This is a genomic window from Pseudarthrobacter sp. BRE9 (genome assembly GCF_031844305.1).
Classification (GTDB): Bacteria; Actinomycetota; Actinomycetes; order Actinomycetales; family Micrococcaceae; genus Arthrobacter.
Map to the genome: position 1 here is coordinate 608,736 of NZ_JAUZUY010000002.1, position 24,135 is coordinate 632,870.

19 protein-coding genes, 2 tRNA genes and 1 riboswitch are annotated in these 24,135 nt (G+C 66.7%); of the genes, 2 read left to right on the forward strand and 19 right to left on the reverse strand.

Annotated elements, in window-relative coordinates; translation table 11 throughout:
* Window positions 1-48 precede the first annotated feature (48 nt).
* The 15 genes from mctP to Q9R31_RS07780 all read right to left on the reverse strand — a co-directional run bounded on the left by mctP (window position 49) and on the right by Q9R31_RS07780 (window position 15,915).
* A complete protein-coding gene (mctP, locus tag Q9R31_RS07710) occupies window positions 49-1,725 on the reverse strand; it encodes a monocarboxylate uptake permease MctP (RefSeq protein WP_311262126.1) in 1,677 nt (558 codons plus the stop codon).
* Entirely contained in the window at window positions 1,722-2,099 is a 378-nt protein-coding gene (locus Q9R31_RS07715) for a DUF3311 domain-containing protein (RefSeq protein ID WP_311262127.1), read from the reverse strand. Before Q9R31_RS07715 ends, mctP begins: the two co-directional genes overlap by 4 nt.
* Window positions 2,100-2,323: 224 nt before the next feature.
* A tRNA-Ala gene (locus Q9R31_RS07720) sits at window positions 2,324-2,396 on the reverse strand.
* Window positions 2,397-2,607: 211 nt separating this feature from the next.
* A tRNA-Ala gene (locus Q9R31_RS07725) sits at window positions 2,608-2,680 on the reverse strand.
* A 131-nt stretch (window positions 2,681-2,811) separates the two neighbouring features.
* Window positions 2,812-3,213 carry a ribosome silencing factor gene (gene rsfS / locus Q9R31_RS07730; RefSeq protein WP_311262128.1) on the reverse strand — a complete coding sequence of 134 codons (402 nt, stop codon included), beginning with the start codon at window positions 3,211-3,213 and terminating at the stop codon, window positions 2,812-2,814.
* Window positions 3,214-3,252: 39 nt separating this feature from the next.
* Window positions 3,253-4,599, reverse strand: coding sequence for a hypothetical protein (locus Q9R31_RS07735; RefSeq protein ID WP_311262129.1), 1,347 nt, complete (start codon window positions 4,597-4,599; stop codon window positions 3,253-3,255).
* A gap of 7 nt (window positions 4,600-4,606) precedes the next feature.
* Window positions 4,607-5,224 carry a nicotinate-nucleotide adenylyltransferase gene (gene nadD, locus Q9R31_RS07740; RefSeq protein ID WP_397428216.1) on the reverse strand — a complete coding sequence of 206 codons (618 nt, stop codon included), beginning with the start codon at window positions 5,222-5,224 and terminating at the stop codon, window positions 4,607-4,609.
* Window positions 5,225-5,279: 55 nt separating this feature from the next.
* The gene (locus tag Q9R31_RS07745; protein WP_311262130.1) at window positions 5,280-5,519 is read right to left on the reverse strand and encodes a hypothetical protein; all 240 of its coding nucleotides are present in this window, start codon (window positions 5,517-5,519) and stop codon (window positions 5,280-5,282) included.
* 78 nt (window positions 5,520-5,597) lie between these two features.
* The gene (locus tag Q9R31_RS07750) at window positions 5,598-6,962 is read right to left on the reverse strand and encodes a glutamate-5-semialdehyde dehydrogenase (protein ID WP_311262131.1); all 1,365 of its coding nucleotides are present in this window, start codon (window positions 6,960-6,962) and stop codon (window positions 5,598-5,600) included.
* A 26-nt stretch (window positions 6,963-6,988) separates the two neighbouring features.
* The gene (proB, locus tag Q9R31_RS07755) at window positions 6,989-8,125 is read right to left on the reverse strand and encodes a glutamate 5-kinase (RefSeq protein WP_311262132.1); all 1,137 of its coding nucleotides are present in this window, start codon (window positions 8,123-8,125) and stop codon (window positions 6,989-6,991) included.
* 4 nt (window positions 8,126-8,129) lie between these two features.
* The gene (obgE, locus tag Q9R31_RS07760) at window positions 8,130-9,719 is read right to left on the reverse strand and encodes a GTPase ObgE (protein ID WP_311262133.1); all 1,590 of its coding nucleotides are present in this window, start codon (window positions 9,717-9,719) and stop codon (window positions 8,130-8,132) included.
* Window positions 9,720-9,837: 118 nt separating this feature from the next.
* Window positions 9,838-10,101 (reverse strand): 50S ribosomal protein L27, encoded by a 264-nt coding sequence (gene rpmA, locus Q9R31_RS07765; protein ID WP_009372867.1) that lies wholly within the window; start codon window positions 10,099-10,101, stop codon window positions 9,838-9,840.
* Window positions 10,102-10,161: 60 nt separating this feature from the next.
* Window positions 10,162-10,470: a 50S ribosomal protein L21 gene (gene rplU, locus Q9R31_RS07770; RefSeq protein WP_079596325.1), complete on the reverse strand. Its 309-nt coding sequence runs from the start codon at window positions 10,468-10,470 to the stop codon at window positions 10,162-10,164.
* A 263-nt stretch (window positions 10,471-10,733) separates the two neighbouring features.
* Complete coding sequence (gene thiD / locus Q9R31_RS07775; RefSeq protein WP_311262205.1) at window positions 10,734-12,254, reverse strand: bifunctional hydroxymethylpyrimidine kinase/phosphomethylpyrimidine kinase; 1,521 nt, start codon at window positions 12,252-12,254, stop codon at window positions 10,734-10,736.
* Between the two features lie 7 nt (window positions 12,255-12,261).
* A riboswitch (TPP riboswitch) is annotated at window positions 12,262-12,359 on the reverse strand.
* Between the two features lie 151 nt (window positions 12,360-12,510).
* The gene (locus Q9R31_RS07780) at window positions 12,511-15,915 is read right to left on the reverse strand and encodes an Rne/Rng family ribonuclease (protein ID WP_311262134.1); all 3,405 of its coding nucleotides are present in this window, start codon (window positions 15,913-15,915) and stop codon (window positions 12,511-12,513) included.
* A gap of 438 nt (window positions 15,916-16,353) precedes the next feature.
* On the opposite strand from Q9R31_RS07780, the gene Q9R31_RS07785 reads away from it, so the two are divergent.
* Window positions 16,354-17,022 carry a vitamin K epoxide reductase family protein gene (locus Q9R31_RS07785; RefSeq protein WP_311262135.1) on the forward strand — a complete coding sequence of 223 codons (669 nt, stop codon included), beginning with the start codon at window positions 16,354-16,356 and terminating at the stop codon, window positions 17,020-17,022.
* Window positions 17,023-17,100: 78 nt separating this feature from the next.
* Here Q9R31_RS07785 and ndk read toward each other — a convergent pair whose 3' ends face one another.
* The 4 genes from ndk to ileS all read right to left on the reverse strand — a co-directional run bounded on the left by ndk (window position 17,101) and on the right by ileS (window position 22,746).
* Window positions 17,101-17,520, reverse strand: coding sequence for a nucleoside-diphosphate kinase (ndk, locus tag Q9R31_RS07790; protein WP_018769466.1), 420 nt, complete (start codon window positions 17,518-17,520; stop codon window positions 17,101-17,103).
* Window positions 17,521-17,599: 79 nt separating this feature from the next.
* A complete protein-coding gene (locus tag Q9R31_RS07795; RefSeq protein WP_311262136.1) occupies window positions 17,600-18,064 on the reverse strand; it encodes a DUF4233 domain-containing protein in 465 nt (154 codons plus the stop codon).
* A 2-nt stretch (window positions 18,065-18,066) separates the two neighbouring features.
* Window positions 18,067-19,425 carry a folylpolyglutamate synthase/dihydrofolate synthase family protein gene (locus Q9R31_RS07800; RefSeq protein WP_311262137.1) on the reverse strand — a complete coding sequence of 453 codons (1,359 nt, stop codon included), beginning with the start codon at window positions 19,423-19,425 and terminating at the stop codon, window positions 18,067-18,069.
* Window positions 19,426-19,428: 3 nt separating this feature from the next.
* Window positions 19,429-22,746 carry an isoleucine--tRNA ligase gene (ileS, locus tag Q9R31_RS07805; protein ID WP_311262138.1) on the reverse strand — a complete coding sequence of 1,106 codons (3,318 nt, stop codon included), beginning with the start codon at window positions 22,744-22,746 and terminating at the stop codon, window positions 19,429-19,431.
* Window positions 22,747-23,126: 380 nt separating this feature from the next.
* Here ileS and Q9R31_RS07810 point away from each other — a divergent pair, with 380 nt between their 5' ends.
* A complete protein-coding gene (locus Q9R31_RS07810) occupies window positions 23,127-24,134 on the forward strand; it encodes an endonuclease/exonuclease/phosphatase family protein (RefSeq protein ID WP_311262139.1) in 1,008 nt (335 codons plus the stop codon).
* Window position 24,135: the final 1 nt, after the last annotated feature.

Sequence of the window (24,135 nt, forward strand, 5' to 3'; positions counted from 1 at the left end):
AGTGCCCTCAGGCCGCCGTGGTCAGGGCGGCGTGGTCAGGCGCCGGGGTCAGGGCACCGGGGAAGGACCGCCGGGCTGGGTGAAGCGCTGGGTTTTCTCGATCTGCACCACCTTCGGGTCCGTTTCGTCCGCGGCGTAGTCCGTGGGCCGGGTCAGGTCCTTGCCCGTGCGCACCTTCAGGGCCCGCAGCACCAGGGTCAGGACGGCGGCAACGACCAGGTTCAGCGCGAACGCGGACACGGCGATATATACGCTGAAATCCGTCCCGGGGATGGGGGCAACAGAGCCGCCGAAGTGGGCCTTGGTTATTGGGTTGACCACGTTGTAGGCGGAGATGGTGCCGAAGACTATTCCCACCGCCCAGCCGACAAGCAGCGCCCAGCGGTCGAACCACCGGGTGTAGAGGCCCGCCACCACGGCCGGGAAGGTCTGCAGGATCCAGATGCCGCCCAGCAGCTGCATGTTGATGGCCGCCGACTGGTCCATGGCGATCACGAAGACCAGTGCGCCCACCTTCACCACCAGGGAGACGATCTTTGACACTTTCGCCTCGGTCCTGGGATCGACGTCAGGCCGGATGAAGTCGCGGTAGATGTTGCGGGTGAACATGTTCGCCGCCGCGATCGACATGATGGCCGCGGGTACCAGGGCCCCAATGGCGATGGCAGCCAGCGCTATCCCCGCAAACCAGGCCGGGAAGTGGTCGAGGAACAACTGCGGAACCACCAACTGCGGATTGACCGATCCGTCCAGGTCTATGGGCTTGGTGCCTGCCTTGATGGCCACGAATCCCAGCAGCGCCAGGAAACCAAGCATCAGTGAGTACAGGGGCAGGATGGCGGCGTTGCGCCGGATGGTATTGCGGGCCTTTGAGGCCAGCACTGCCGTCACCGAGTGCGGATACATGAACAACGCCATGGCCGAACCCAATGCCAGGGACCAATAGGCGGAGTAGTTGGCGGCGCCCGGGATGAAGACGCCTGCCGGCTTTCCGGTGGCCTGGTTCACCGTGCCCAGCTTCGCCTGTGCCGAGCTGAAAATAGTGTCCCAGCCGCCGAATTTAATGGGCAGGTAGATGACGGCCACGATCACGGCAAGGTAGATCAGGAGGTCCTTGACGACGGCGATCATCGCCGGCGCCCGAAGCCCCGAGGTGTAGGTGTACGCGGCGAGGACCACGAAGGCCAGGATCAGCGGCAGGTCGGTCAGCAGCACGTTGCCGGAGCTGCCCAGCCCAAGGACCGTCAGGACCGCCTTGATGCCCACCAGCTGCAGCGCAATGTAAGGCATGGTGGCCACGATGCCGGTGACGGCGACGGCCAGCGAGAGCCAGCGGCTGCCGTAGCGCCCGCCCACGAAATCCGCGGAGGTGACGTAGCCGTGGCGGTGGGACACCGACCACAAGCGGCTCATGATGATGAAGATGATCGGATAAAGGACGATGGTGTAGGGGACGGCAAAGAAGCCGCTGACCGCACCCGTAGCCCACATTGCCGCCGGCACCGCCACGAAGGTATACGCGGTGTAGAGGTCCCCGCCCAGCAGGAACCAGGTGATCCAGGTGCCGAATCCGCGGCCGCCCAGGCCCCATTCGTCCAGGCTGTGCAGGCCTTCCACTTCTGTGCCACGGCGCCACTTGGCAGCCAGGAAGCCCATGACGGCCACGACCACGAAGAGCAGCACGACAATGACCAGGGCAGTCCAGTTGATCTCGCGTCCGTTCATGGCCGGTCCCCTCCCAACCCGGCATCGGCGGAGGCGGCGCCTGCCCGCGGTGGCCCGCCTGCACGTACCTCGGCCCGCCGTCGTCGGTCTTCCCTGGTCACCAGCCAATAGGACGTGCCGGTCAGTATGGCCGAGATCGGCACCCAGAGCAGCTGGTACCAGTAGAAGAACGGCATCCCGGCCAGCCTGGGCGCATCAAAGGAATAGAGCTGCGGCATAAGCGGGAAGAGGATGGCGGCGGCCAGCAGGATGCCCGCGCCGACATACGGAGCGGGTCTCGCCGGCCCCCGGATGGCGGTATCGCGCGTCACGCGCGATTCCTCCGGAACAGAATCGCCGTTCGGGCTGCGGCCGGAACCATCTGCGTGGGACATCTGTGACCTCCTCGTCAGCCTGTCCCGCGTCCCCGCTTTTGGGATGAAAGCGGCCGGGCGGCGGGACGATGTGCCCTCAATGTCCAGTTGTACCCCCCTTTGACCTGCGCGGGAAGAGTTTTCACCGGCGCAGGCCCTTCAACCAGGGAGACCAGGAAGGGTCGGGCAGACAACGAAAAAAGGGAACCACCGCGAATGCGATGGTTCCCTTTTCCGTGTACCGGTGGAGCTGAGGGGACTCGAACCCCTGACCCCCTGCATGCCATGCAGGTGCGCTACCAGCTGCGCCACAGCCCCGTACTCTTGTTCCTTCCGGTCGAATTCGCCGGAGCAACCTGACCAGAGTAATGCACTTTTCCGCTGCACGCCAATCGGCCGCCAACACTCCCCGGAGCGGGCCAGCTCCGTCGGGGAATCCTGCCGTTCACCCCAGCCACTCGAAGGTGGGCAGAACAGCCGGAAATGAAAAAGTCCGCCGGAACCCTGATGGTTCCGGCGGACTCGCCGGTGGAGCTGAGGGGACTCGAACCCCTGACCCCCTGCATGCCATGCAGGTGCGCTACCAGCTGCGCCACAGCCCCGGATTGTTGCTGCTCCAAGGAGCTTTCTCCAAGGTCTCCCCCGAAGCAACTCAAATATCTTAGAACAGCAATTCCGAAAATTCCAAATCGGGAATATTCACCGTCCGCACACGTTCAGGGTGCGGCGCGGCTTACTCGATTTCGGCAATTGCCCCGGCTTTCGCGGATGCGTCGTCGCCGAGCTGCAGGTCCACTACAGGGCAGTCCTTCCAGAGACGCTCCAGTGCGTAGAACACCCGGTCCTCCTCATGCTGGACGTGGATGACAACGTCGGCGTAATCCAGCAGGACCCACCGGCCGCCGGAGCGGCCCTCGCGGCGCACCGGGCGCAGGTCCTGTTTGGCAAGTTCTTCTTCGATGCCGTCGACGATGGCGTTGACCTGGCGTTCGCTGGGCGCCGATGCGATGAGGAAGACGTCGGCCAGGGCCAGGCGTTCGCTCACGTCCATGGCGACGATGTCCTGCGCGATCTTGTCGGCGGCGGCCCTGGCGGCCGTGCGGGCTGTGGCGATGGACGATTGGGTTGCAGTCACGGGACTCCTTGTTTGATTAAGTGGTGATGCCGGTGCGGGTCAGCGGGACATGCCGCTGACGATCAGGATGATGCCGGCAACGAGGGCCAGGATCCCGAACGCGAGGATGCAGAACTGCAGGATTCGGTTCCGCCGGGCCCTTGAAAGGCCGGCAGTAGCGGCGTCCAGGGGGTCGAGGCCATAGGCGGAGCGGGCTGGAACGCGGGGAAGGTCCTCAAAGAGATCCTCGGCGTGGTTCTCAGACGGGATTTCCGGAACCGATACCCGCTTGGGACGGCTGGCCGCCTGGGCCGCTGCCTCGGCACGGGCGATGACCTGGGACCGGCCGGTGGCGGAATCAGGCGCAGGCGCCTTGGAACGGGTGGCGGGTTTGCGTTTTCCCGGAACCTTGGTGCCGGGCCTGGTGGTGACCGGAACATGCGAGGTTGCCGGCGGCTTCATCACCGGACGTTCGACGCCGGGCACCTGGACGAACTCAAGCGGCGTCACCATCGCCAGGTTGTTGGCGGTGGACGGGCCCGGCTTGTCGCCGGGCGCGGCCTCCCTGGCCGGGCCGGGTTTGTCCTTTGGAGCGGCTTCCCTGGCCGGGCTGGCAGGACTACCCGCCTGTTCAGCAAGTTTCTGCCGCGCCATGGCCCTGCGGTTGAGGACCGCTGCCCGTTCGGCCAAGGCAATCTGCTCAGCCAGGATCTCCGGATCCACGGCTTCCGGATCCATGGAGGCGATGTGCTCCATTTTGGCGATCTGGTTCCTGGCCTGTGCGGCGATCAGAGCCCGTGCTTCCAGCGCCTGTTCAACCGTCATCCCGTCCGGGGTGCTTCCGGAAGGCGGTGTTGGACTTTCAGCAGTTGCCGCGGCCGCCGGGCGGACAGTCTTTGCTGTGCCATTAGTTTCCCTTGCGCCCACAGTCTTTGCCGGCGCAACGGCATGCGGTGCGGGCGTAGCCGTGGGGGCCGGGACAGGCGCCGGCGGCACGATGGGGTTGGCGGCCGTCAGTGCCTGCTCTTTGAGTTGCTGCAACCGCAACTGGCGCCGGGTGGGCGGTCCCCCGGCAGCAAGTTGGCCTTCCTTTTCCTCAAGCTCCTTGATGGTGCGAAGCGCGGCACGGTCACGGGCACGGATCTGGGAGGAACGCTGGGTGGCCGTCTGGTCTGCGGCCCCCTGGCTTGAAGCCGCCTGGCCCGAAGCCTGGGGCCGCGCCGGCGAAGCGGTGCCTGCAGAGCGGGAGCCCGCCGTCGCATCCTGTCCTGCCGGTGCGGGCGCGGCGTCGGCCGGCCGGTTCGCGGCAGGCGGGCGCTGCCCAGTGGCGGGCAGCGAGGCCTGCTGGGCGTCCCTGGCCTTCCGGAGTTCCCGGCGGCTGCGGATTGGGGGCTGTTCCTGACTCATTGAGGGCTCATTCAGTACTGGCTGGTTCGCGTGCTTCAGAAGTTTGTTCATCCGCGCCTGCAGGCGCCGGATCCGAATACAGGCCGTACTTGGCGATGTATTGGACCACCCCGTCGGGGACCAGGTACCAGACCGGGTGGTTCACTGCCACGCGGGCGCGGCAGTCAGTCGACGAAATGGCCATGGCCGGAACTTCCAGGAGGCTGACGTCGTCGCGGCCCATGCCGTCAAGGACATGCCCGGGACGGGTTACCCCCACGAAGTGGGCCAGCGACCACAGTTCGTCAATGTCCTTCCAGGACAAAATCTGCGCCAGGGCGTCCGCGCCGGTGATGAAGAAAAGGTCGGCGTCGGGGCGCTGGGCCCGGAGGTCGCGCAGGGTGTCGATGGTGTAGGTGGGACCTGGGCGGTCAACGTCGACACGGCTGACGGTGAAGCGCGGATTGGACGCCGTGGCGATCACGGTCATGAGGTAGCGGTGCTCTGGCTCGCTGACCTGTTTATGGGACTTCTGCCATGGCTGCCCGGTGGGGACGAAGACCACCTCATCGAGGTCGAACTCCGCCGCGACTTCGCTGGCCGCCACAAGGTGGCCGTGGTGGATGGGATCGAATGTCCCGCCCATCACGCCCAGCCGCAGCCTCCCCCGGGCCCCATTGCGTTGCAGGTTGTGCGAAATCTTAGTGGCCCTGCCCGCGATCGTGCTTGTTGGGGTGCTGGCGGTGCGGATCGGCATGCTCGTCCGTGGCTGCGTGCCGGTTGCCCAGGTTGTTGTAGGACCAGGCAATGAACATCAGCACCACCAGGATGCCGAACATGGACACGCCGAAGACCCACGGTTCAGCCCACAGAGGCGCAAGCTCCTCATGGCCTGATTCGCCTGCGGCGGCGACGGACGTGGCAATCTGCTGGAGCAGCATTTTCTCCCCTTGTTCAAGGATTAATGGGCAGCGGAACCTTCCGCTGCTTTCCGGGTTCTGGTCTATGTTACCGCGTTGCTACGCGCGGACTTGGCCTTCGCCCTGGACAATCCACTTGGTGGTGGTGAGCTCGGTCAGGCCCATGGGGCCGCGGGCGTGCAGCTTCTGGGTGGAAATGCCCACCTCCGCACCAAGGCCCAGTTCCCCGCCGTCGGTAAACCGCGTGGAAGCGTTGACGATCACCGCCGCTGAGTCCACCTCGGCGATGAACCGTTCGGCATTGGCAAGGCTGTTGGTGAGGATCGCTTCGGTATGCCCGGTGGACCAGGTCCGGATGTGCTGGACTGCTTCATCGAGGCTGTCCACCATGGCCACGGCCAGGTCCAGGTCCATGTACTCGGTTGCCCAGTCCACATCCGTGGCCTGCTGGGTCTCGACCCCGGGCAACGCGGCACTGACGCGGGGGTCGACGTGCAGGCGAACGCCGGCGGCGCGCAGGGCGTCGGCGACGGCGGGCAGCACCGTTGAACCCGAGTGGACCAGGAGCGTCTCCACAGTGTTGCAGACACTGGGCCGCTGGGTCTTGGCGTTGAGCAGGACCTCAACGGCCATGTTTTCGTCAGCGGACTCGTCAATGAAGATGTGGACGTTCCCCTCCCCCGTCTCGATGACGGGCACAGCGGAGTTGGTGACCACGGTCTGGATCAGGTCCCGGCCGCCACGGGGAATCAGCACATCCACGCGGCCGCGGGCCTTCATGAGGATATTGGCACCGGCACGGCCGAACTGGTCCACGGTCTGGACGGCATCGGCGGGAAGGCCAACGGATTCAAGTGCTTCGCGGAGCACCCGTACCAGGACCTGGTTGGTGGCCTCGGCAGCACTGCCGCCGCGCAGGATGACGGCGTTGCCGCTCTTGAGGGCCAGTCCCGCGATATCCACGGTGACGTTGGGGCGAGCCTCGTAAATGGCTGCCACCACGCCCATGGGCACGTTGACCTGGCGCAGGCGCAGCCCGTTGGGAAGGGTCTGACCGCGCACCACGTTGCCTACGGGGTCGGGGAGGTTGGCCAGGTTTTCAAGGGCGGCCACCAGCCCGGTGATGCGGGCTTCGGTGAGGGTGAGCCGGTCCAGGAGCGCCTTGGAGGTGCCGTTGGCCTTGCCCTTGTCCACGTCCATGGCGTTGGCCGTGAGGATGGCCCGTGAATTCTCCTGCAGGGCGGCCCCGACGGCACGGAGGGCACGGTCCTTCCAGGCCCGGTTGGCGGTGGCCATCCGGCGGGCGGCATGGCGGGACCGGTCCGCGATGGCGTGGACAGCGGCCTCAACCTCCCCGGCGGAAAGCGGTGCGCCAGCTGATCCCGGGTCTGCAGCGGCACCCGGCTGCGCCTGCGCAGCAGTGGTTCCGGAATTTTCAGCAGCGTGGATCAGGGCTTCAGTCATGATCCAAGTTTAGGCGAGCCCTGGCCTCAGACCAGCACTAGGTCATCAACATGAACAACTTCACGGTCATAGCCGCTGCCCAGTTCCTCGCCCAGCTCCCGGGTGGACCGCCCCAGCATGCGGGGCAGCTCCTCTGATGAGTAGTTCACCAGGCCGCGGGCAACAACGGTGCCGTCGGCTCCTGCCAGCTCCACGGCGTCGCCCGCTTCAAAGTCGCCCTGCACCGCGGAGATGCCCGCCGGCAGCAGCGAGGTGCGGTGGTGCCGCACGGCGCGCACCGCCCCATCGTCCAGGACAAGGCGGCCCTGCACCGAGGCAACGTGCGCCAGCCACAGGAGCCGGACGGGCTTGCGGGAACCGTTCACGGAGAACCACGTGCCGACGTCCTCGCCGTTCAGCGCCGCCGCGGCGTTGGACGTGGAGGTCACCAGGGCATGGATTCCCGAACCGGCGGCCATGCTGGCAGCTTCCACTTTGGTCATCATTCCACCGGTGCCCACTCCGGCCTTGCCCGCTTTGCCGATGGAAACCCCTTCGAGGTCGTGCGGGCCGGTGACCAGGGGGATGCGCCTGGCACCCTGGGCGGGCGGTCCGTCATAGAGGGCGTCGACGTCGGACAGCAGCACCAGTGCATCGGCACGCACCAGGTGCGCCACCAGGGCGGCGAGCCGGTCGTTGTCACCGAAGCGGATTTCGTGGGTGGCAACGGTGTCGTTCTCGTTCACGACAGGGACCACGCCCAGGTTCAGCAGGCGGTCCATGGCGCGGAGGGCGTTGGTGTGCTGGCTGCGGCGCATCAGGTCCTCAGCTGTGAGGAGGACCTGGCTGACGGTGACGCCGTGCGCACCGAAGGCCTGCGTGTACCGGGCCATCAGCAGTCCCTGGCCCACGCTGGCTGCCGCCTGCTGGGTGGCAAGGTCGCGGGGCCGCTTGGCCAGCCCCAGCGGGGCCAGTCCGGCGGCGATGGCACCGGAGGACACCAGGATGATCTCGGCTCCGGCGTTGCGTTTGGCTGCCAGCGCGTCGGCCAGGGCGGTCAGGGATTCCTCCGAAATGCCGCCCTTGATGCTGGTCAGCGAGGAGGATCCCACCTTCACGACAATCCGGCGGGCACCTGCCAGCGCGCTTCTTTCCGCGGCACGTTCAGCGGATTCCGCAGTCATGCCCCTAGAGGTCATCGTCCGCTTCCAGTCCGCTCTCCTTCACGGGGTGGGCGGCGCGGCGGCCGCTGACGGATTCGGTCCAGATACCGGCTTTCCGTTCCGCCTCGAGCTCGGCCCGGGCGGCAGCCTTGGCATCCCGGCGCTCCTGCTGCTCCTCGCGCTTCTGGCTGCGGGTGGGGCGGTCACCGATATCGGCGAACCGCACATCGGTGCCGCGCGGCGAGGCCAGGAGTTCAGCCCCCGCCATCATGGTGGGCTCCCAGTCGAAGACGACGCCGTCGTCCTCGCCGATGACCACCGTGTCGCCCGGCTTGGCGCCCTGCTTGAACAGTTCGGTTTCCACGCCGAGCTTGGCGAGGCGGTCCGCCAGGTAGCCGATGGCTTCCTCGTTGGTGAAGTCTGTCTGCTTGACCCAGCGCTCCGGCTTTTCGCCCAGGACGCGGAACAGCGGCTCCAGGTTCTTTTCCTCGCGGCGGATCTTGAAGCCGGCTTCGTTGACGGCGCGGGGCCGCAGGACCGCAGGCTGGACCTTGGGCGGGGCGGCAGCGACGGCGTCGCGGGCGGCCTTGACGATTTCTGCCATGGCGAAGCCGAGCTGGCGCAGGCCCTCATGGCTGGTGGCGGACACCTCGAACACACGGTAGCCGCGTGATTCAAGTTCCGGGCGCACGAATTCGGCCATGTCCTTGCCGTCGGGAAGGTCAACCTTGTTCAGGGCAACCAGCCGCGGCCGGTGGTTCAGGGGAACCACTTCGCCGTCCTGGCCCGCGTAGCTCATGTCGACGGCGTACTTCTCCAGTTCGCCTTCGATGATGGCAAGGTCGGACAGCGGATCGCGCTCCGACTCCAGAGTGCCGCAGTCGAGCACGTGCACCAGCGCGGCGCAGCGCTCCACGTGCCGCAGGAAGTGGTGGCCCAGTCCCCTGCCCTCGCTGGCGCCTTCGATGAGCCCGGGAACATCGGCGATGGTGAACCGGACGTCGCCGGCCTGCACGACGCCGAGGTTGGGCACCAGGGTGGTGAAGGGATAGTCAGCGATCTTGGGACGCGCCGCGGACATTGCTGCGATGAGGCTGGACTTGCCGGCGGACGGGAAGCCCACCAGGGCGATGTCGGCGATGGATTTCAGCTCGAGGATGACGTCCCGGGATTCGCCTTCGATGCCCAGCAGCGCGAATCCGGGCGCCCGGCGCTTCTGCGAGGAGAGGGCAGCATTGCCCAGGCCGCCGATGCCGCCTGCTGCCGCTACGAACTCGGCACCTTCGCCCACGAGGTCCGCCAGGACGGTGCCGTCCTTGGATTTGACCACCGTGCCGTCCGGTACGGGCAGGATGAGCGTTTCGCCGTTCTTGCCGCCGCGCCAGTCGCCCATGCCCGGTCCGCCGTTGCTGGCGTGCCGGTGCGGTGCGTGGTGGTAGTCGAGGAGGGTGGTGGTCTGGTGGTCCACGCGCAGGATGACGTCGCCGCCGTTGCCTCCGTCGCCGCCGTCGGGACCGCCCAGTGGCTTGAACTTCTCACGGTGCACGGAGACGCATCCGTTGCCGCCGTTACCGCCGGATACGTGCAGTACTACCCGGTCTACAAAGCTGGCCACGTGGATCTCCTCAGAAGCTGTTTACCTGGCGCCCCGGGGACGCCACATCGATTGTAATGCGGTTAAAAGAACAGTGGAGCGGGCCCTTAGGCCCGCTCCACCGCTTCAGAACTGGTTGTTACTCTGCAGCTGCAGCAGCAACGATGTTGACCACGCGACGACCGCGGCGGGTGCCGAATTCAACGGCGCCCGGGGTCAGTGCGAACAGGGTGTCGTCGCCGCCACGGCCAACGCCGGCGCCCGGGTGGAAGTGGGTGCCACGCTGGCGGACGATGATCTCGCCTGCGGAAACTACCTGGCCGCCGAAGCGCTTGACGCCGAGGTACTGAGCGTTGGAATCGCGACCGTTGCGAGTGGAGCTCGCGCCCTTTTTATGTGCCATCTGAAATGCCTGCCTCTAAATTCTGGGGAATCTGTTGAAATGCCTGAACTGTAACGAAGGTTACTGGATACCGGTGATCTTGACCTTGGTCAATTCCTGGCGGTGACCCTGGCGCTTCTTGTAGCCGGTCTTGTTCTTGAACTTCTGGATGACAATCTTAGGACCACGCAGGTCCTGGAGGATTTCAGCCGTAACAGTTACCTTGGCCAGGTCGGCGGCGGCGGAGGTGACCTTGTCACCATCAACCAGGAGCAGTGCGGGCAGCTCAATGGTGCTGCCGGCTCCACCGGCGACGCGGTTCAGGGTAACGAAGTCTCCAACGGAAACCTTCTCTTGGCGGCCGCCTGCGCGGACAATCGCGTACACCACTTGGGAACTCACTTCTCTCGACGTTTATAACTAAATTTGCGTGCGGAACCGACTATCAAAAGCCTGGTTTCTCGCTGTGCCTCAACGCCGTGGGGTCATAACCCAAGTGTTGGCGTAAGCACCGAAGATCTAGATTACGCTAATTTTGTCTTCGGCCGCAAATGAGGCTGGTTCCCGGCGGGTTGCTGTGATAGGTACCACAGCTCAGGTCCGGCGTCCGCACCCTGCCCCACCATAGTACCGGCACAGCCGCCGGCAATGGATCAGGAGTACAGGCGCGGCGCGTCGAAGAAGTCCAGTTCCAGCCGGCAGGATTGCTTGAACGCCGTCACCATCGCGGCCCGTTCATGCCCGGATGCCTTCCGTCCGGCCGCATCCACGATGGCGATGGCCTGGCGGGTGGCTTCGGCAAAGCCCTCGTCGGCGTAGGTGCGCAGCCAGTCCGCGTAGGCATGCCCGTCGGGTTCGCCGGAGGCAAAGAACCGGGCATGCAGCGTGGCGCCAACCTCGGCGTAGAGCCAGAAGCAGGGCAGGACGGCGGCGGCGAGGACCGCGTAGCTGCCCGACGCCGATGCTGCCGTGAGGTGGTCGACGTAGGACTTGGTGACGGGGCCCAGGCCGTTCGGGGCCGGCCGGGTGCTGAGCCACGAGCGGTGGAGTTCCGTTTCCACCTCAAGGCACTGCTGCGCGGACCGTGCCCAGAACAGCTGCTCGGCCTCCGAGGGGGCCAGGGCGCTAGCCCGCGCCAGCACGCGGGAGTAGCCGTTCAGGTAGAGGGCATCCTGTGCAAGGTAGTAGGCAAAGTCCTTCTCGGGAAGGTCGCCGGAGGCCAGGCCGTGGATGAAGTCCAGCGCGTAGATGCCGGCGAGGTCCTGTTGGGCTTCCGCCCACAGCCTGGCCGCGAAGCTGCCTTCCGCCAGGACCGGCCGCACATGGTGGAAGTGGTCCACGGGTCCGTTCCCCTGGCCCACCTCCAGCTGGCCGGAGTTCTCAAGCGCCCCGGCCAGCCAGGGCTTGACCGTGCGCAGCGATGCCTCCCAGTCGCCCACCCGGGCCTGGACCGTTGCCATGGCAGAGGACAGGGAACAGCCGGTGCCGTGGCTGTTGCGCGTGGCAACACGCTTTCCCTGCACTTCCACCACGTCCTGTGCCAGCAGGCCCGCGGTGTTCACCAGCGCGTCCGGGCAGTCCATGCCTGCCAGGTGGCCGCCCTTGACCAGTACGGTGGCCCCGGTGGCATCCGCCAGGCGCCTGCCCTGGTCCAGTGCAGCGTTCCAGCTTGCCGCCGGGTCCGTGCCCAGCAGCAGCGCGAGCTCGGGCAGGTTGGGGGTGAGAAGGTGGGCAAGGGGCAGCAGTTCCCGGAGCGCGGCTTCGGCGGATTCCTGCAGCAGCCGGTCGCCGCTGGTGGCCACCATCACCGGGTCAAGGACCACGACGGCGGGACGGACCTTTTCGAGCCACTGGCGGACAGTCCGGATCACCGACTCGTCACCCAGCATGCCGATCTTGACGGCGTCGATGCTGATGTCATCACTGACCGCGTCCAGCTGCTGCGCAAGGAAAGCGGCCGGAGGGACGTGCACAGCCTGCACGCCGCGGGTGTTTTGCGCGGTGAGGGCGGTAATCGCGGCCATGCCGTAGCCGCCATGGGCGGCAATGCTTTTGAGGTCCGCCTGGATCCCTGCTCCGCCGGACGGATCGGAGCCGGCGATGGAGAGGACGCGCGGGACGTCACGGCCCACGGGAGGCCCGGAGGGGACACCGGGCGCGGTGGGCAGGGGCATGGAAAGGGTCGAAGACAAGAGACATCCCTTCGCCGGTACTAGCCGGACAGGTTCAACGGGTCTGGATCTCAGCCGGCCTTCTGCGCGGCACCCCGTGTCGGTGTCCAGCGTAGCTGCTGGGGCGCAACCGGCGGAAAGGTGACAGCACCGGTGCATGCAGGAAGTCCCCGCCGTGCGGTCCGTTCCACCGGAAATTCTCAGGGGAACGGACCACGCGACGGGGACTTCCTGGTGGCGCCTTTTTGGTTTGCGCGGCTCAGAGCTCGGAGGCAGGGACTCCGACGCCGAGGATGATCGGCTCCGACGCTGCGGCAGGTTGCGCTTTAGCGTTGTCCGGTGCTTTAGCGGTGTCGGGGGCCTTGGCTGCGTGTGAATGCCCCGTAGCCGTCGACTGGACGTTTTCGTGCTGCTGGACAGCGGTCTCGTTGGCAGCGCCCTGGGCGCGGCTGGCAGCCCGGTGGCGCCGCGGCCTGCGTTGCCGGGACTGCTCCAGCGTATGGTCGGAGTAGTCCTTTTCCGCCGGAGCTTCCGCGGTGGCGCGGGTTGCCGCTCCCCCGCCGGTCTCCTGTTCGGGAGCTGCCGGTTCGGGTGCCCTCAGCGTGTCCGCGGCTTTGGCCGGGGCATCCTCCACGGGCGAAGCCGGCTGGCCAAGGTGGGCGAAGGCTTCCGCCAGCCGGTCCAGTGTGAGGGCGGGCTTGGGATGCTGCTCCTCGGCGTGCTCCACGAACGGAAGCGGGACTTCCTCGCCGCCGAACGTCAGGACAGCTGCTGGCCGAGCCGGGGCATCGGCGTCGTGCTTCTCCTCTGCAGGAGCGGGCGCAGGCTCGACCGCCGGCACCTGCCGGGCTGCCGCCACCTCGTCGTCATGCAGGTGCGCCGCGTGCGCAGCGGCGGCGATGTTCGCCAGGGCCAGCCTGGTGGCTTCTGCCTTGGCATGCCGCTCAGCATCTGCCGCGTCCGGTACGACGGTATGGACATGGACTGCAGGCGCCGGGACAGCCTCGGGCTGCTGGCCGCCGCGTCCGCGCCGCCGTTTGCGCTCTGGACGGACTCCGGGCTGGCTGGTGTCGGTCCGCTGCGCCTCGGTGCGGTGGACTTCCCCGCGGGCTTCGGGACGGTTGTCGGTGCGCTGGACGTGGTGCTCGGCCGCCACGATGTTGGCGCGGCGGTGCTCCACGGGATCGTCGTGGGTCACTACCCCGCGGCCCGCGCAGGCCTCGCACTGCTCGCCGAAGACTTCCAGCAGCCCCGTCCCCATCCGCTTGCGGGTCATCTGGACCAGGCCCAGCGAGGTGACCTCGGCAACCTGGTGCTTGGTCCGGTCGCGGCCCAGGCATTCCACCAGGCGGCGCAGGACCAGGTCGCGGTTGGATTCGAGCACCATGTCGATGAAGTCGATCACGATGATGCCGCCGATGTCGCGCAGCCGCAGCTGGCGCACCACTTCCTCGGCAGCTTCCAGGTTGTTCTTGGTGACGGTTTCCTCCAGGTTGCCGCCGCTGCCGGTGAACTTGCCGGTGTTGACGTCCACCACGGTCATGGCCTCGGTGCGGTCGATCACCAGGGAGCCGCCGGAGGGGAGGAAGACCTTGCGCTCAAGGGCCTTGTGGATCTGCTCGTCGATGCGCCAGGCGGAGAAGATGTCCTGGTCCTTGGTCCACTTCTCGAGGCGGCCCACCAGGTCCGGCGCCACGTACGTGACATAGGCCTCGATGGTGTCCCAGGCCTCCTCACCGGAGACGATGAGCTTGGAGAAGTCCTCGTTGAAGACGTCGCGGACCACCTTGATGGTCAGGTCAGGTTCGCCGTAGAGCAGTTCGGGCGCCAGGATCTTGGTGGACGCGGACTGGCTTTCGATGCCTTCCCACTGGGCGCGCAGCCGGTTGATGTCGTGCGTCAGCTCTTCCTCCGACGCACCTTCCGCGGCGGTGCGGACAATGACGCCGGCGTGCTCGGGCAGGCGGTCCTTGAGGATGCGCTTGAGGCGGTTGCGCTCGACGTCGGGCAGCTTCCGGGAGATGCCGGTCATCGAACCGCCGGGTACGTACACCAGGTAGCGGCCGGGAAGGGAGATCTGGCTGGTGAGCCGGGCGCCCTTGTGGCCCACGGGGTCCTTGGTGACCTGGACCAGGACGGTGTCGCCCGACTTCAGCGCGTTCTCGATCCGGCGCTGCTTGCCTTCGAGGTTGACGGCTTCCCAGTTCACTTCGCCGGCGTACAGCACGGCGTTGCGGCCGCGCCCGATGTCCACGAACGCAGCTTCCATGGACGGCAGCACGTTCTGGACCTTGCCCAGGTACACGTTGCCGATGAGCGAGTCCTGCTGGGTTTTGGACACGAAGTGTTCGGCCAGGACGCCGTCCTCGAGGACGGCGATCTGGATCCTGTCGTCGCGCTGGCGGACGATCATCTGCCGGTCCACGGATTCGCGGCGGGCCAGGAACTCTGCTTCGGTGATGACGGTGCGGCGGCGGCCGGTATCGCGGGACTCGCGGCGGCGCTGCTTCTTGGCCTCCAGGCGGGTGGAACCCTTGACACTGGTGACCCGGTTGCTGACCGGCGCTTCGGTGACGGCGCGCGGCGCACGGACGCGGGTGACGGTGTTGGGCGGGTCGTCTTCCCCGCCGCCCGTCAGTTCGAGGTCCTGGTCACCGCGGCGGCGGCGACGGCGGCGGCGGGAGGTGACACCCTCCTCCAGCTGCACGGCGCTGTCTTCGTCGGCCTCGTCCTCGGCGTCGGCCTCGGCGTTGTCGCCCTCGATGTCCTCGTCTGCGCTGTCGCCGATGCGGCTGCGGCCCCTGCGTCCCCGGCTGCGGCGCCGGCGGCGGCCGGAGGAATCGTCGCCGTCGTCGGTCTCTTCCTCTTCAGGCTCCTCGACGGCGGGCACTGCGGGACGGACCACGGTGCTGAGGTCCGGCGCCTGGAAGATCACGGACGTGGGAGTTGCAGGCTCCAGGAAGAGGGAACCAAAGGGGCTGGCAGCCGCGGCGGGTGCGGGCTCTTCCTTGGCCGTGGTTTCCCGGGCCGGCTCCTGGGCAGAAGCGGCCTCCGGGGCAGCGGGCTCCTGGCCCGGCTCCTCCGCCGCGACTTGCTCCTGCGCAGCAACCTGTTCGGGGGCGACAACCTGTTCTTTGGCTTCCGGCGCTACTGACTCTGCAACCATGGCGCCGGCTGCCCCGGATTCCACTGCGGGCGTGGCGGCGGGGGACACAACCTTGCGGGTGGCCACCCGGCGGCGGCGAACGGGCCTGGTTTCGGCGTCTGCCGTGGCCGTGGCGGCAGGTACTGCTTCAGGGCTTTCGTCGGGCGCGTCCGATTCCGATGCCGGAGCGTCGACGGCCGCAACGCCGGCAGCGGGTGCCGCCGCTTCGGCTTCATCAGCGAAGGCGGGCAGGGGTTCGGCGATGCCGGCTTTCCTCCGGGCGCGTGTGCGCCGCGCCGGGGCCTTGGCCGCCGCGGCGGCTTCCTCCGCCGGCGAGTCGCCGCTCGCTTCGGGGGCGGGCGCTTCCGGCGCCGTCGCTACGACACCTGTCACGGCATCTGTCGGTGCATCGTCGGTCTTGGGAGCCGCTTTGCGGCGGGTACGTACAGCCCTCTTGGGAGCAGCAGCCCCGGCAACCGCTGCATCATCGTTAACGGCCAGTTCCTGATCATTGTCCATATGTGGCAACACTCCTGCCCCTGACGTACCGCCACATCCGGCACCCATTGGGGCACATATTGTCAAAACCCGCAGGCGTTGACAGAAGTCAAGTGGATACTCCCAGGTTCGCACCGTCATTGGGGTGCGGCAGCCCGTGGGAGCCGGTGGATGTTCTGAAAACCCGTTGTTCTGCGTGCCACAACCAGGTGCCGCCCAATGGAGTGGCGGGAGTGCCGGAAGAATCCGAAGCCTGCCCTGCCCATCATTGGCGGTCTTGGGAACATACCACCGGACCGGAGTCCGAATGTGGATCGGCTTCCAGCCACGTTCATTCTCTCACATCCGCGCCGGATCGCCGCGGAAGCAGGCGCTGCTGATCCTGTTTCTGTGTGGCGGCTCCAGCCTCCGGCGTTACAATCAGGCACAGGAGCACCGGACGAAAAGGACGCCACACCCATGCCCAGCACCTCCCCCGTCAGCGCCCATCAACAGGAAAGGGCCACGGATCCGCAGGCCACTGCTGCCGCAGGCGTTCCGCGGATGACCCGGAACAGGCCCTTCGGCTGGCTGCTGGTCATCACCGGAATCGTGGGCTGGCTTGCCTCCGGAACCTTGGTCCTGGAAAAGCTCGAGGTACTCAAGGACCCCACCCACACCACCGTGTGCGACGTGAACCCCTGGATCTCCTGCGGCCAGGTCATGCAGACGTGGCAGAGTTCGCTGTTCGGTTTTCCCAACATGTTCATCGGCATCGTGGCCTTCGCCATCATCATCACGGTGGGCACGGCCTTGCTGTCCGGCGCCACCTTTGCCCGGTGGTACTGGATGGGGCTGCAGGTCGGCGTCACGCTCGGCTTCGCGTTCGTGGTGTGGCTGTGGTCCCAGGCGCTGTATTCGATCCACATCCTGTGCCCGTTCTGCATGATTGTCTGGGCGGCCATGATTCCGCTCTTCGTGTGGACCACCATCAGGAACATCACCGCCGGGGTGATTCCCCTGCCTGCAGGGCCTGCCCGGGTGCTGGGTGATTCGGGCTGGATCATCACGGCACTGCTGTATGTGGCCGTCGTCGCCACCATCTTCTTCGCGTTCATCCAGGTCTTCGCCGGAACGTCGGGCTTCTAGAGCAGGCGGCAAAAGCCCCCGGCACGGAAGAAGCCCCCGGTTCCGAAGAACCAGGGGCTTCCTGCTGTCCTTGGGGTGTCAGCCCTGGAACCAGATCTTGATCTCGCGCTCGGCGGAGTCGGTTGAGTCGGAGCCGTGCACCAGGTTCTGCTGGACCTTCAGGCCCCAGTCCCGGCCGAAGTCGCCGCGGATGGTGCCCGGGGCCGCCGTCGTGGGGTCCGTGGTGCCGGCCAGTGACCGGAAGCCCTCGATGACGCGGTGCCCTTCAAAGATGGCCGCCACAACGGGTCCGCTCAGCATGAACTCCACCAGCGGCTCGTAGAACGGCTTGCCCACGTGCTCCTCGTAGTGCTGCTCCAGCAGCTCACGGGTGGCGTCAACCTTCTTCAGTTCAACAAGGCTGTAGCCCTTGGCTTCGATCCGGGCCAGGATGGCGCCGGTCAGGTTACGGGCGACGCCGTCGGGCTTGATCAGGACAAGGGTGCGCTCTGTAGTCACAACTGCTCCAATGCGTTGGTGGGGTTTCGGGATAAGTCTACGGGGCCGGGTTTCCCGGGACGGGCCGTCGGGGACTGGCCTACGGTGACTGCGGCTGGGCAGGGCCGGCGGCACCGTCCGGGTGGGCAGCTTCCCATTCGGCCTGTTCACGTGCGCGCTGCGCGGCCTCCCGGTCCAACCGGATGCCGGTGCGGATTCCGTACCACCAGGCCAGAGCGAAGAGCCCGCCCACCAGGAACATGGCCGGCTCGAAGATGCCGGTGAGGATCAGGACCAGCTGCAAAATCCATCCCAGCCCGATGCCCCAAGGCTTGTTGAGGACCGCACAGGCGAAGATCATCACCACGCTGAGGGCAATACCCACACCAAGAATCACTGCCGGCGGGAACTCTCCGCGGCGCAGGCCAAATACCGCCAGGGTGGCAAAGAACATGACGAACGCTTCCAGGAGCAGCACCGTGGAGGCGAACATCACCTTGGTGGAGCGGCGCTTCTTTGGCATGCCCGGACGCCACTCGCGCTGGGCTTTGGTCAATCTCGCCACGGCTACGCCTCCGTTTTTCCGAGCAGGATCCGGGCCTCTGCCACCAGGGTGATGGAGCCGGTGACCAGCACGCCGCCGGAAAGGTCGTCGTTGGCTTCGGCCCGTTCCACCGCCCATTCAAGTGCGTCGTCCAACTGCTCGGCGACGTGCACGTTGTCCTCGCCAAATCCCAAGTCAATTGCCAGCTCGGCCAGCTCAGCGGCCGGAACCGCCCGGGGAGAGTTGGACTGGGTGAAGCAGTACTCCACCGCCATGTCCCCCAGCGACTCCCTGAGTTCGCGCAGGATCTCCTCGGCGTCCTTCTCCTTGAGCACGCCCACCACGGGGACCAGCCTCGTGAAGGTGAATGCTTCGTGCAGTGCGGCGGCGGAGGCCTTGATGCCGTCGGGGTTGTGGGCGGCGTCCACGATGATGGTTGGCGCGGTCCTGACCACCTCCAGGCGGCCGGGCGACGTTACGGCCGCGAAGCCTTCCTGCAGCACTTCGGCGTCGAGTTCTTTTTCACCGCCGAAGAACGCCTCCAAAGCGGCCACCGCCACGGCAGCGTTTTGCGCCTGGTGGGCGCCGTGCAGCGGCACCAGGAGGTCCGGGTAGCGGCCGGCGATGCCCTGGATGGTCACCATCTGCCCGCCCACAGCCACTGCCCGCGACTCGACGCCGAACTCCACGCCCTCGAAGCGGAAAGGTACGCCCACTTCCTTGGCCTTCTCCAGCAGCACCTGGGCCGCATCGAGGGGCTGGGCGGCGCTGATAAGGTAGCCGCCGGGCTTGATGATGCCGGCCTTTTCATGGGCGATGTCCTCCGTGGTGTCTCCCAGGAGGTCGGTGTGGTCCAGCGAGATCGGCGTCACCACCGATACCTGGCCGTCGCCCACGTTGGTGGCGTCGGTAATGCCGCCCAGGCCCACCTCGATGATGGCCACGTTGACCGGCTGGTCAGCGAAGACGGCGAAGCCCAAAATGGTGAGGCATTCGAAGTAGGTCAGGCGCGGCTGCCCCTCGGCTTCGAGTTCGGAGTCCACGATCTGCAGGTAGGGCCTGATTTCATCCCAGATCCTGACGAACGTCTCGTCAGATACCGGATGGCCGTCGATGCTGATCCGCTCCGTGACCTTGGACAGGTGCGGGCTGGTGTAGCGCCCGGTGCTCAGGCCGTGGGCGCGGAGCACCGACTCGATCATCCGGGACGTCGAGGTCTTGCCGTTGGTCCCGGTGACGTGGATGATCGGGAACGCCTTGTTGGGCTCGCCCAGCACGTCCATCGCGCGGAACAGCGGCGCCAGCCGGGGCTCCATCTTGTTTTCCGGCGCCCGTCCCAGCAGTTCGGCGTACACGCTTTCCACGGAAAATTCGTCGCTCATGTCCTAGGCCTCCACTTTTCCAACCACGACGGCGGGTTCGGACACGGTGCCCGGTTCTGCCGCCAGATCCACCGTCAGCGTCTCGCCCTTGACCAGTTCAGCGTTGGCCAGCAAGGCATCCACGACGTTCTGCGGGGCGGTGACGGTGGTCCGGATACGGTCGCTCACGCTGAGCCCGGCGTCCTTGCGGGCCTGCTGGATGGCGCGGACCATGTCGCGTGCCAGCCCTTCGGCCTCAAGTTCGGGGGTGACTTCCGTGTTCAGGACAACGAATCCGCCGCCGGGCAGTACGGCAACCGCTGCCGACGCGCCCTCGGACTCGGCCACCACTGTCTCCAGCGTGTACTCCTGGGGTTCCAGCTGGAGTCCGCCGGCGGTGACCACACCGTCTTCGTCCACCGACCAGTCCCCGGACTTGGAGCCCTTGATGGCAACCTGGACGTTCTTGCCCAGGCGCGGCCCGGCAGCGCGGGCGTTGACCACCAGCTTCTGCTGGATACCGAACTCCTCGGGGGAGGCGGTGGCGGCGTCCAGCAGGCGAACCGAACGGAGGTTCAGTTCATCGGCGACGACGGCGGCGAAGCCCTGCAGGGTGTCCGCTCCCGGTGCCACGACGGTCAGCTCCTGCAGCGGGAGGCGGACACGGAGGTTGGCTGCCTTGCGGAGCGAGGAACCGGTGGAGCAGATCTGCTGGACCCGGTCCATGGCTTCCACCAGGGACGGATTTGCGGGGAAGAGGTCCGCGTCCGGCCAGTCGGCAAGGTGCACGGACCGGCCGCCGGTCAGGCCGCGCCAGATCTCCTCGGAAACCAGCGGCAGCAGCGACGCCGCTGCACGGGTTACGGTCTCCAGGGCAGTGAAGAGCGCGTCGAAGGCGTCCTGGTCCTCGTCGAAGAACCGCTGGCGGCTGCGGCGGACGTACCAGTTGGTGAGCATGTCCAGGTAGCTGCGCAGCGAGTCGCAGGCGCCGGAGATGTCATAGGTGTCCAGCTGCCCCGTCATGCTGCGGACCAGGTCGCCGGTGTTGGCCAGCAGGTACTGGTCCAGCGTGTCCCGGTAGCCCTCGTAGCGCAGTTTGGCGTCGTAACCGGCGCCACCGTTTGCGGCGTTCGTGTACAGGGTGAAGAAGCTGTACACGTTCCAGAGCGGCAGGATGACCTGGCGGACGCCGTCGCGGATGCCCTGCTCGGTGACGATCAGGTTGCCGCCCCGGAGGATGGGGCTGGACATGAGGAACCAGCGCATGGCGTCGGAGCCGTCGCGGTCCAGGACTTCGGAGACGTCCGGGTAGTTGCGCAGGCTCTTGGACATCTTCTGGCCGTCGGAGCCCAGCACGATGCCGTGGCTGATGACGTTCCGGAACGCGGGCCGGTCAAACAGCGCGGTGGACAGGATGTGGAGCATGTAGAACCAGCCACGGGTCTGGCCGATGTACTCCACGATGAAGTCCGCGGGGTTGTGGGTGTTGAACCAGGCCTCGTTCTCGAACGGGTAGTGCACTTGGCCATAGGGCATGGAGCCGGAGTCGAACCATACGTCCAGCACGTCCTCCACGCGGCGCATCACCGACTGGCCCTCTTCCGGGGTGCGGGGATCATCCGGGTTGGGCCTGGTGAGTTCGTCGATGAAGGGCCGGTGGAGGTCCACCTGGCCGTCCTTGTTCAGGGGAAGCCGGCCAAAGTCAGCCTCGATCTCGGCCAGGGAGCCGTAGACGTCGGTGCGCGGGTATTCGGGATCCGTCGACTGCCATACGGGGATGGGGCTGCCCCAGAAACGGTTGCGGCTGATGGACCAGTCGCGGGCGTTCTCCAGCCACTTGCCGAACTGGCCGTCCTTGACGTTGCCGGGGATCCAGTTGATCTCCTGGTTCAGTTCGGACATCCGGTCCTTGAACTTCGTGACCTCCACGTACCAGGACGACACGGCGCGGTAGATCAGCGGGTTGCGGCAGCGCCAGCAGTGCGGGTAGCTGTGCTCGTAGCTGGCCTGCCGGACCAGCCGTCCATGGGCGCGGAGCACCTGGGTGATGGGCTTGTTGGCTTCGAAGACCTGCAGGCCGACGATGTCGTGGAGGTCACCGTGCTTGAACAACGGCAGGAATTTGGCGCCCTCGTCCACGGAGAGCACAACAGGGATGCCTGCCTCCTCGCACACTTTCTGGTCGTCTTCACCGTAGGCCGGCGCCTGGTGCACGATGCCCGTTCCATCTGTGGTGGTGACGTAGTCCGCCACCACGAAGCGCCAGGCGTTTTCCATGCCGTACTTTTCGTTGTCGGCAAAGTCGTCCCAGAGCCGCTGGTATTCCAGCCCTTCCAGTTCGGCGCCGGAGTGGGTCGACACCACGGCGGCTTCGGCCTCTTCGAAGCTCCCGTAGCCGAGGTCCTTGGCGTAGGCGCCCAGGAGGTCCGCCGCGAGCAGGAAGCTGCCCGTGACCGGGGCGTCCGGCGAGGCGGCCTTGATGCCGTTGGGGCCGGCAGGCAGCACGGCATAGGTGATGGAAGGCCCGACGGCGAGCGCGGCGTTGGTGGGCAGCGTCCAGGGGGTGGTGGTCCAGGCGAGCGCCTGCACGCCGGCAAGCTCCTTCGACAGTTCCGAGTCCCCGGCGAGGATGGGGAACGTGACGGTGACGGTCTGGTCCTGGCGGTTCTTGTAGACGTCGTCGTCCATGCGCAGCTCATGGTTGGACAGCGGGGTCTCGTCCTTCCAGCAGTACGGCAGCACCCGGTAGCCGTTGTACGTCAGGCCCTTGTCGTGGAGCTGCTTGAACGCCCAGAGGACTGATTCCATGTACTCGACGTTGAGTGTCTTGTAGTCGTTGTCGAAGTCCACCCAGCGGGCCTGCCGGGTGACGTAGCTGCGCCACTCATCGGCGTACTTCATTACTGAGGCGCGGCAGGCGTCGTTGAATTTATCGATGCCCATGGCTTCGATCTGGGTCTTGTCGGTCATCCCCAGCTGCTTCATGGCCTCCAGCTCGGCAGGCAGGCCGTGGGTGTCCCAACCGAAGCGGCGTTCCACGCGCTTGCCGCGCTGGGTCTGGTAGCGGCCCACCAGGTCCTTGGCGTAACCGGTGAGGAGGTGGCCGTAGTGCGGCAGGCCGTTGGCGAAGGGCGGGCCGTCGTAGAACACGAATTCGTTGCTGCCCGGCTCCCCGCCGGGAAGGTCGGCGCTGCGTTGGTCAATGCTGGCCTGGAAGGTGCCGTCCTGGTCCCAGTACTTCAGGATGCGCTCTTCGATCTCCGGAAACTTCACGGAGGCGGAAACGCCGGCGCTGCCGTTGGAAGAGGTGCTGGAGGCTGAGGCCTTGGGGTAAAACGTCATTTTCGACATCCTGGGTTGAGCGTGGGTGAACTCCCGGCGCGGGGGCCGGTGGTTCCGTTCAGGATGCGAGGACGGCTGCCGTGCCGTCCGGAAGACTGCACGTTCACCGCGGTACCACCTCACTTACCGGCGCTGCGTGTTCCCTGGGGAACGGCCGCTGGCCCCGGCCTCTCATTACTGCTGTGACGGGCTTACCCGTCCGGTTCTACTGACGCGGGGCCGCCTTGCAGGGCGGCTGCGTGTTCTTCCGGAAGCTCACCGGTGATTGCCGGGTCTTAGCCACTCCAAAGTCTACTATCGCCGCGGCGTCCAGTGCCATTCGGAGCGGGCTGCCCATTCCGGGGCTGACGCCGCCGCGGCCCATTGCCTAGACTCGCGTCATGACAGCTTCCGGACGTCCCGCCGGCCGGCGCCGTGCAGCCACGGTGTGCAGGTGGCTGTTCTTTCCTGTTGCCTTGCCGGTGGCGGCCGTCTCAGGGGTCCGCGCGGTGCCCGTTGACTGGCCCGTGTTGGGGGTCCAACTGGTGGCATTCACGCCCTGGCTCGCGGTGCCCGCCGCCGCGGCCCTGTTCCTGGCCTTCGCGGGGCGGAGCCGGTGGCAGCAGGTGCTGGCCGCGGCCCTGGCGGGCTGCCAGGTGTTCTGGCTTTTCCCGCTCGAGATCCGAGAACCTGCGGCCAAGGCTGCCGGCAAGTCCGTCTCCCTGGTTGCCATGAGCATTAATTCGGAGTTGGGCGGCGTGGATGCCGGCGGCGTCGTGGCACTCGTCCGTGAGCTGCATGTGGACCTGCTGGCGGTTGAGGAGTACACGCCCGAACTGGCGCGAAAGCTCACGGCGGCGGGACTGGACGGACTGCTCCCCCACCGGGTTGCCCAGGCGAGGGAACACGCCGGCGGCGCTGCCATCTACTCCTCCTACAACCTGACGGCCAGCGGAATGCTCCCCGATACCCGGTTCGCCATGCCGGTGGCGCGCCTTGACCTCGCCGACGGCAGCGGCAGCAGCGTGCGGGTGGTGGCTGTCCACTCCCTGGCACCCGTAGGGGACGGCCTCGATCAATGGCGCAGCGACCTCGCCGCCGTGGCCAGGGCTGACACCGGTTCCGGTCCCCTACTGCTGGCGGGCGACTTCAACGCAACCTATGATCACCGGGAATTCCGGACACTGCTCGCCGGGAAGGGTGGCAGACGGCCCCTGGTGGACGTGGCGGCTGCCGGGGGCAGCAGGCTGGTGCCCACCTGGCCGATGCGCGGCTACCGGTTGCCGGGCATCGCGCTGGATCATCTGGTGACCAGCCCGGACATCAGCGGCTCCGGTTACTCGGTCCACCGGGTTGGCGGGACGGACCATGCCGCCGTGGCCGCCACCCTGGACATCCAGGTCCCCTAGC

What these genes read in the sequence shown, in the direction of transcription:
- mctP (WP_311262126.1), bottom strand. Translation starts at nt 1,725, where the DNA reads ATGAACGGACGCGAGATCAACTGGACTGCCCTGGTCATTGTCGTGCTG.
- Q9R31_RS07715 (WP_311262127.1), bottom strand. Translation starts at nt 2,099, where the DNA reads ATGTCCCACGCAGATGGTTCCGGCCGCAGCCCGAACGGCGATTCTGTT.
- Q9R31_RS07735 (WP_311262129.1), bottom strand. Translation starts at nt 4,599, where the DNA reads ATGAGTCAGGAACAGCCCCCAATCCGCAGCCGCCGGGAACTCCGGAAG.
- nadD (WP_397428216.1), bottom strand. Translation starts at nt 5,224, where the DNA reads ATGGGCGGGACATTCGATCCCATCCACCACGGCCACCTTGTGGCGGCC.
- Q9R31_RS07745 (WP_311262130.1), bottom strand. Translation starts at nt 5,519, where the DNA reads ATGCTGCTCCAGCAGATTGCCACGTCCGTCGCCGCCGCAGGCGAATCA.
- Q9R31_RS07750 (WP_311262131.1), bottom strand. Translation starts at nt 6,962, where the DNA reads ATGACTGAAGCCCTGATCCACGCTGCTGAAAATTCCGGAACCACTGCT.
- proB (WP_311262132.1), bottom strand. Translation starts at nt 8,125, where the DNA reads ATGACTGCGGAATCCGCTGAACGTGCCGCGGAAAGAAGCGCGCTGGCA.
- rpmA (WP_009372867.1), bottom strand. Translation starts at nt 10,101, where the DNA reads ATGGCACATAAAAAGGGCGCGAGCTCCACTCGCAACGGTCGCGATTCC.
- thiD (WP_311262205.1), bottom strand. Translation starts at nt 12,254, where the DNA reads ATGCCCCTGCCCACCGCGCCCGGTGTCCCCTCCGGGCCTCCCGTGGGC.
- Q9R31_RS07780 (WP_311262134.1), bottom strand. Translation starts at nt 15,915, where the DNA reads ATGGACAATGATCAGGAACTGGCCGTTAACGATGATGCAGCGGTTGCC.
- Q9R31_RS07785 (WP_311262135.1), top strand. Translation starts at nt 16,354, where the DNA reads ATGCCCAGCACCTCCCCCGTCAGCGCCCATCAACAGGAAAGGGCCACG.
- Q9R31_RS07800 (WP_311262137.1), bottom strand. Translation starts at nt 19,425, where the DNA reads ATGAGCGACGAATTTTCCGTGGAAAGCGTGTACGCCGAACTGCTGGGA.
- ileS (WP_311262138.1), bottom strand. Translation starts at nt 22,746, where the DNA reads ATGACGTTTTACCCCAAGGCCTCAGCCTCCAGCACCTCTTCCAACGGC.
- Q9R31_RS07810 (WP_311262139.1), top strand. Translation starts at nt 23,127, where the DNA reads ATGACAGCTTCCGGACGTCCCGCCGGCCGGCGCCGTGCAGCCACGGTG.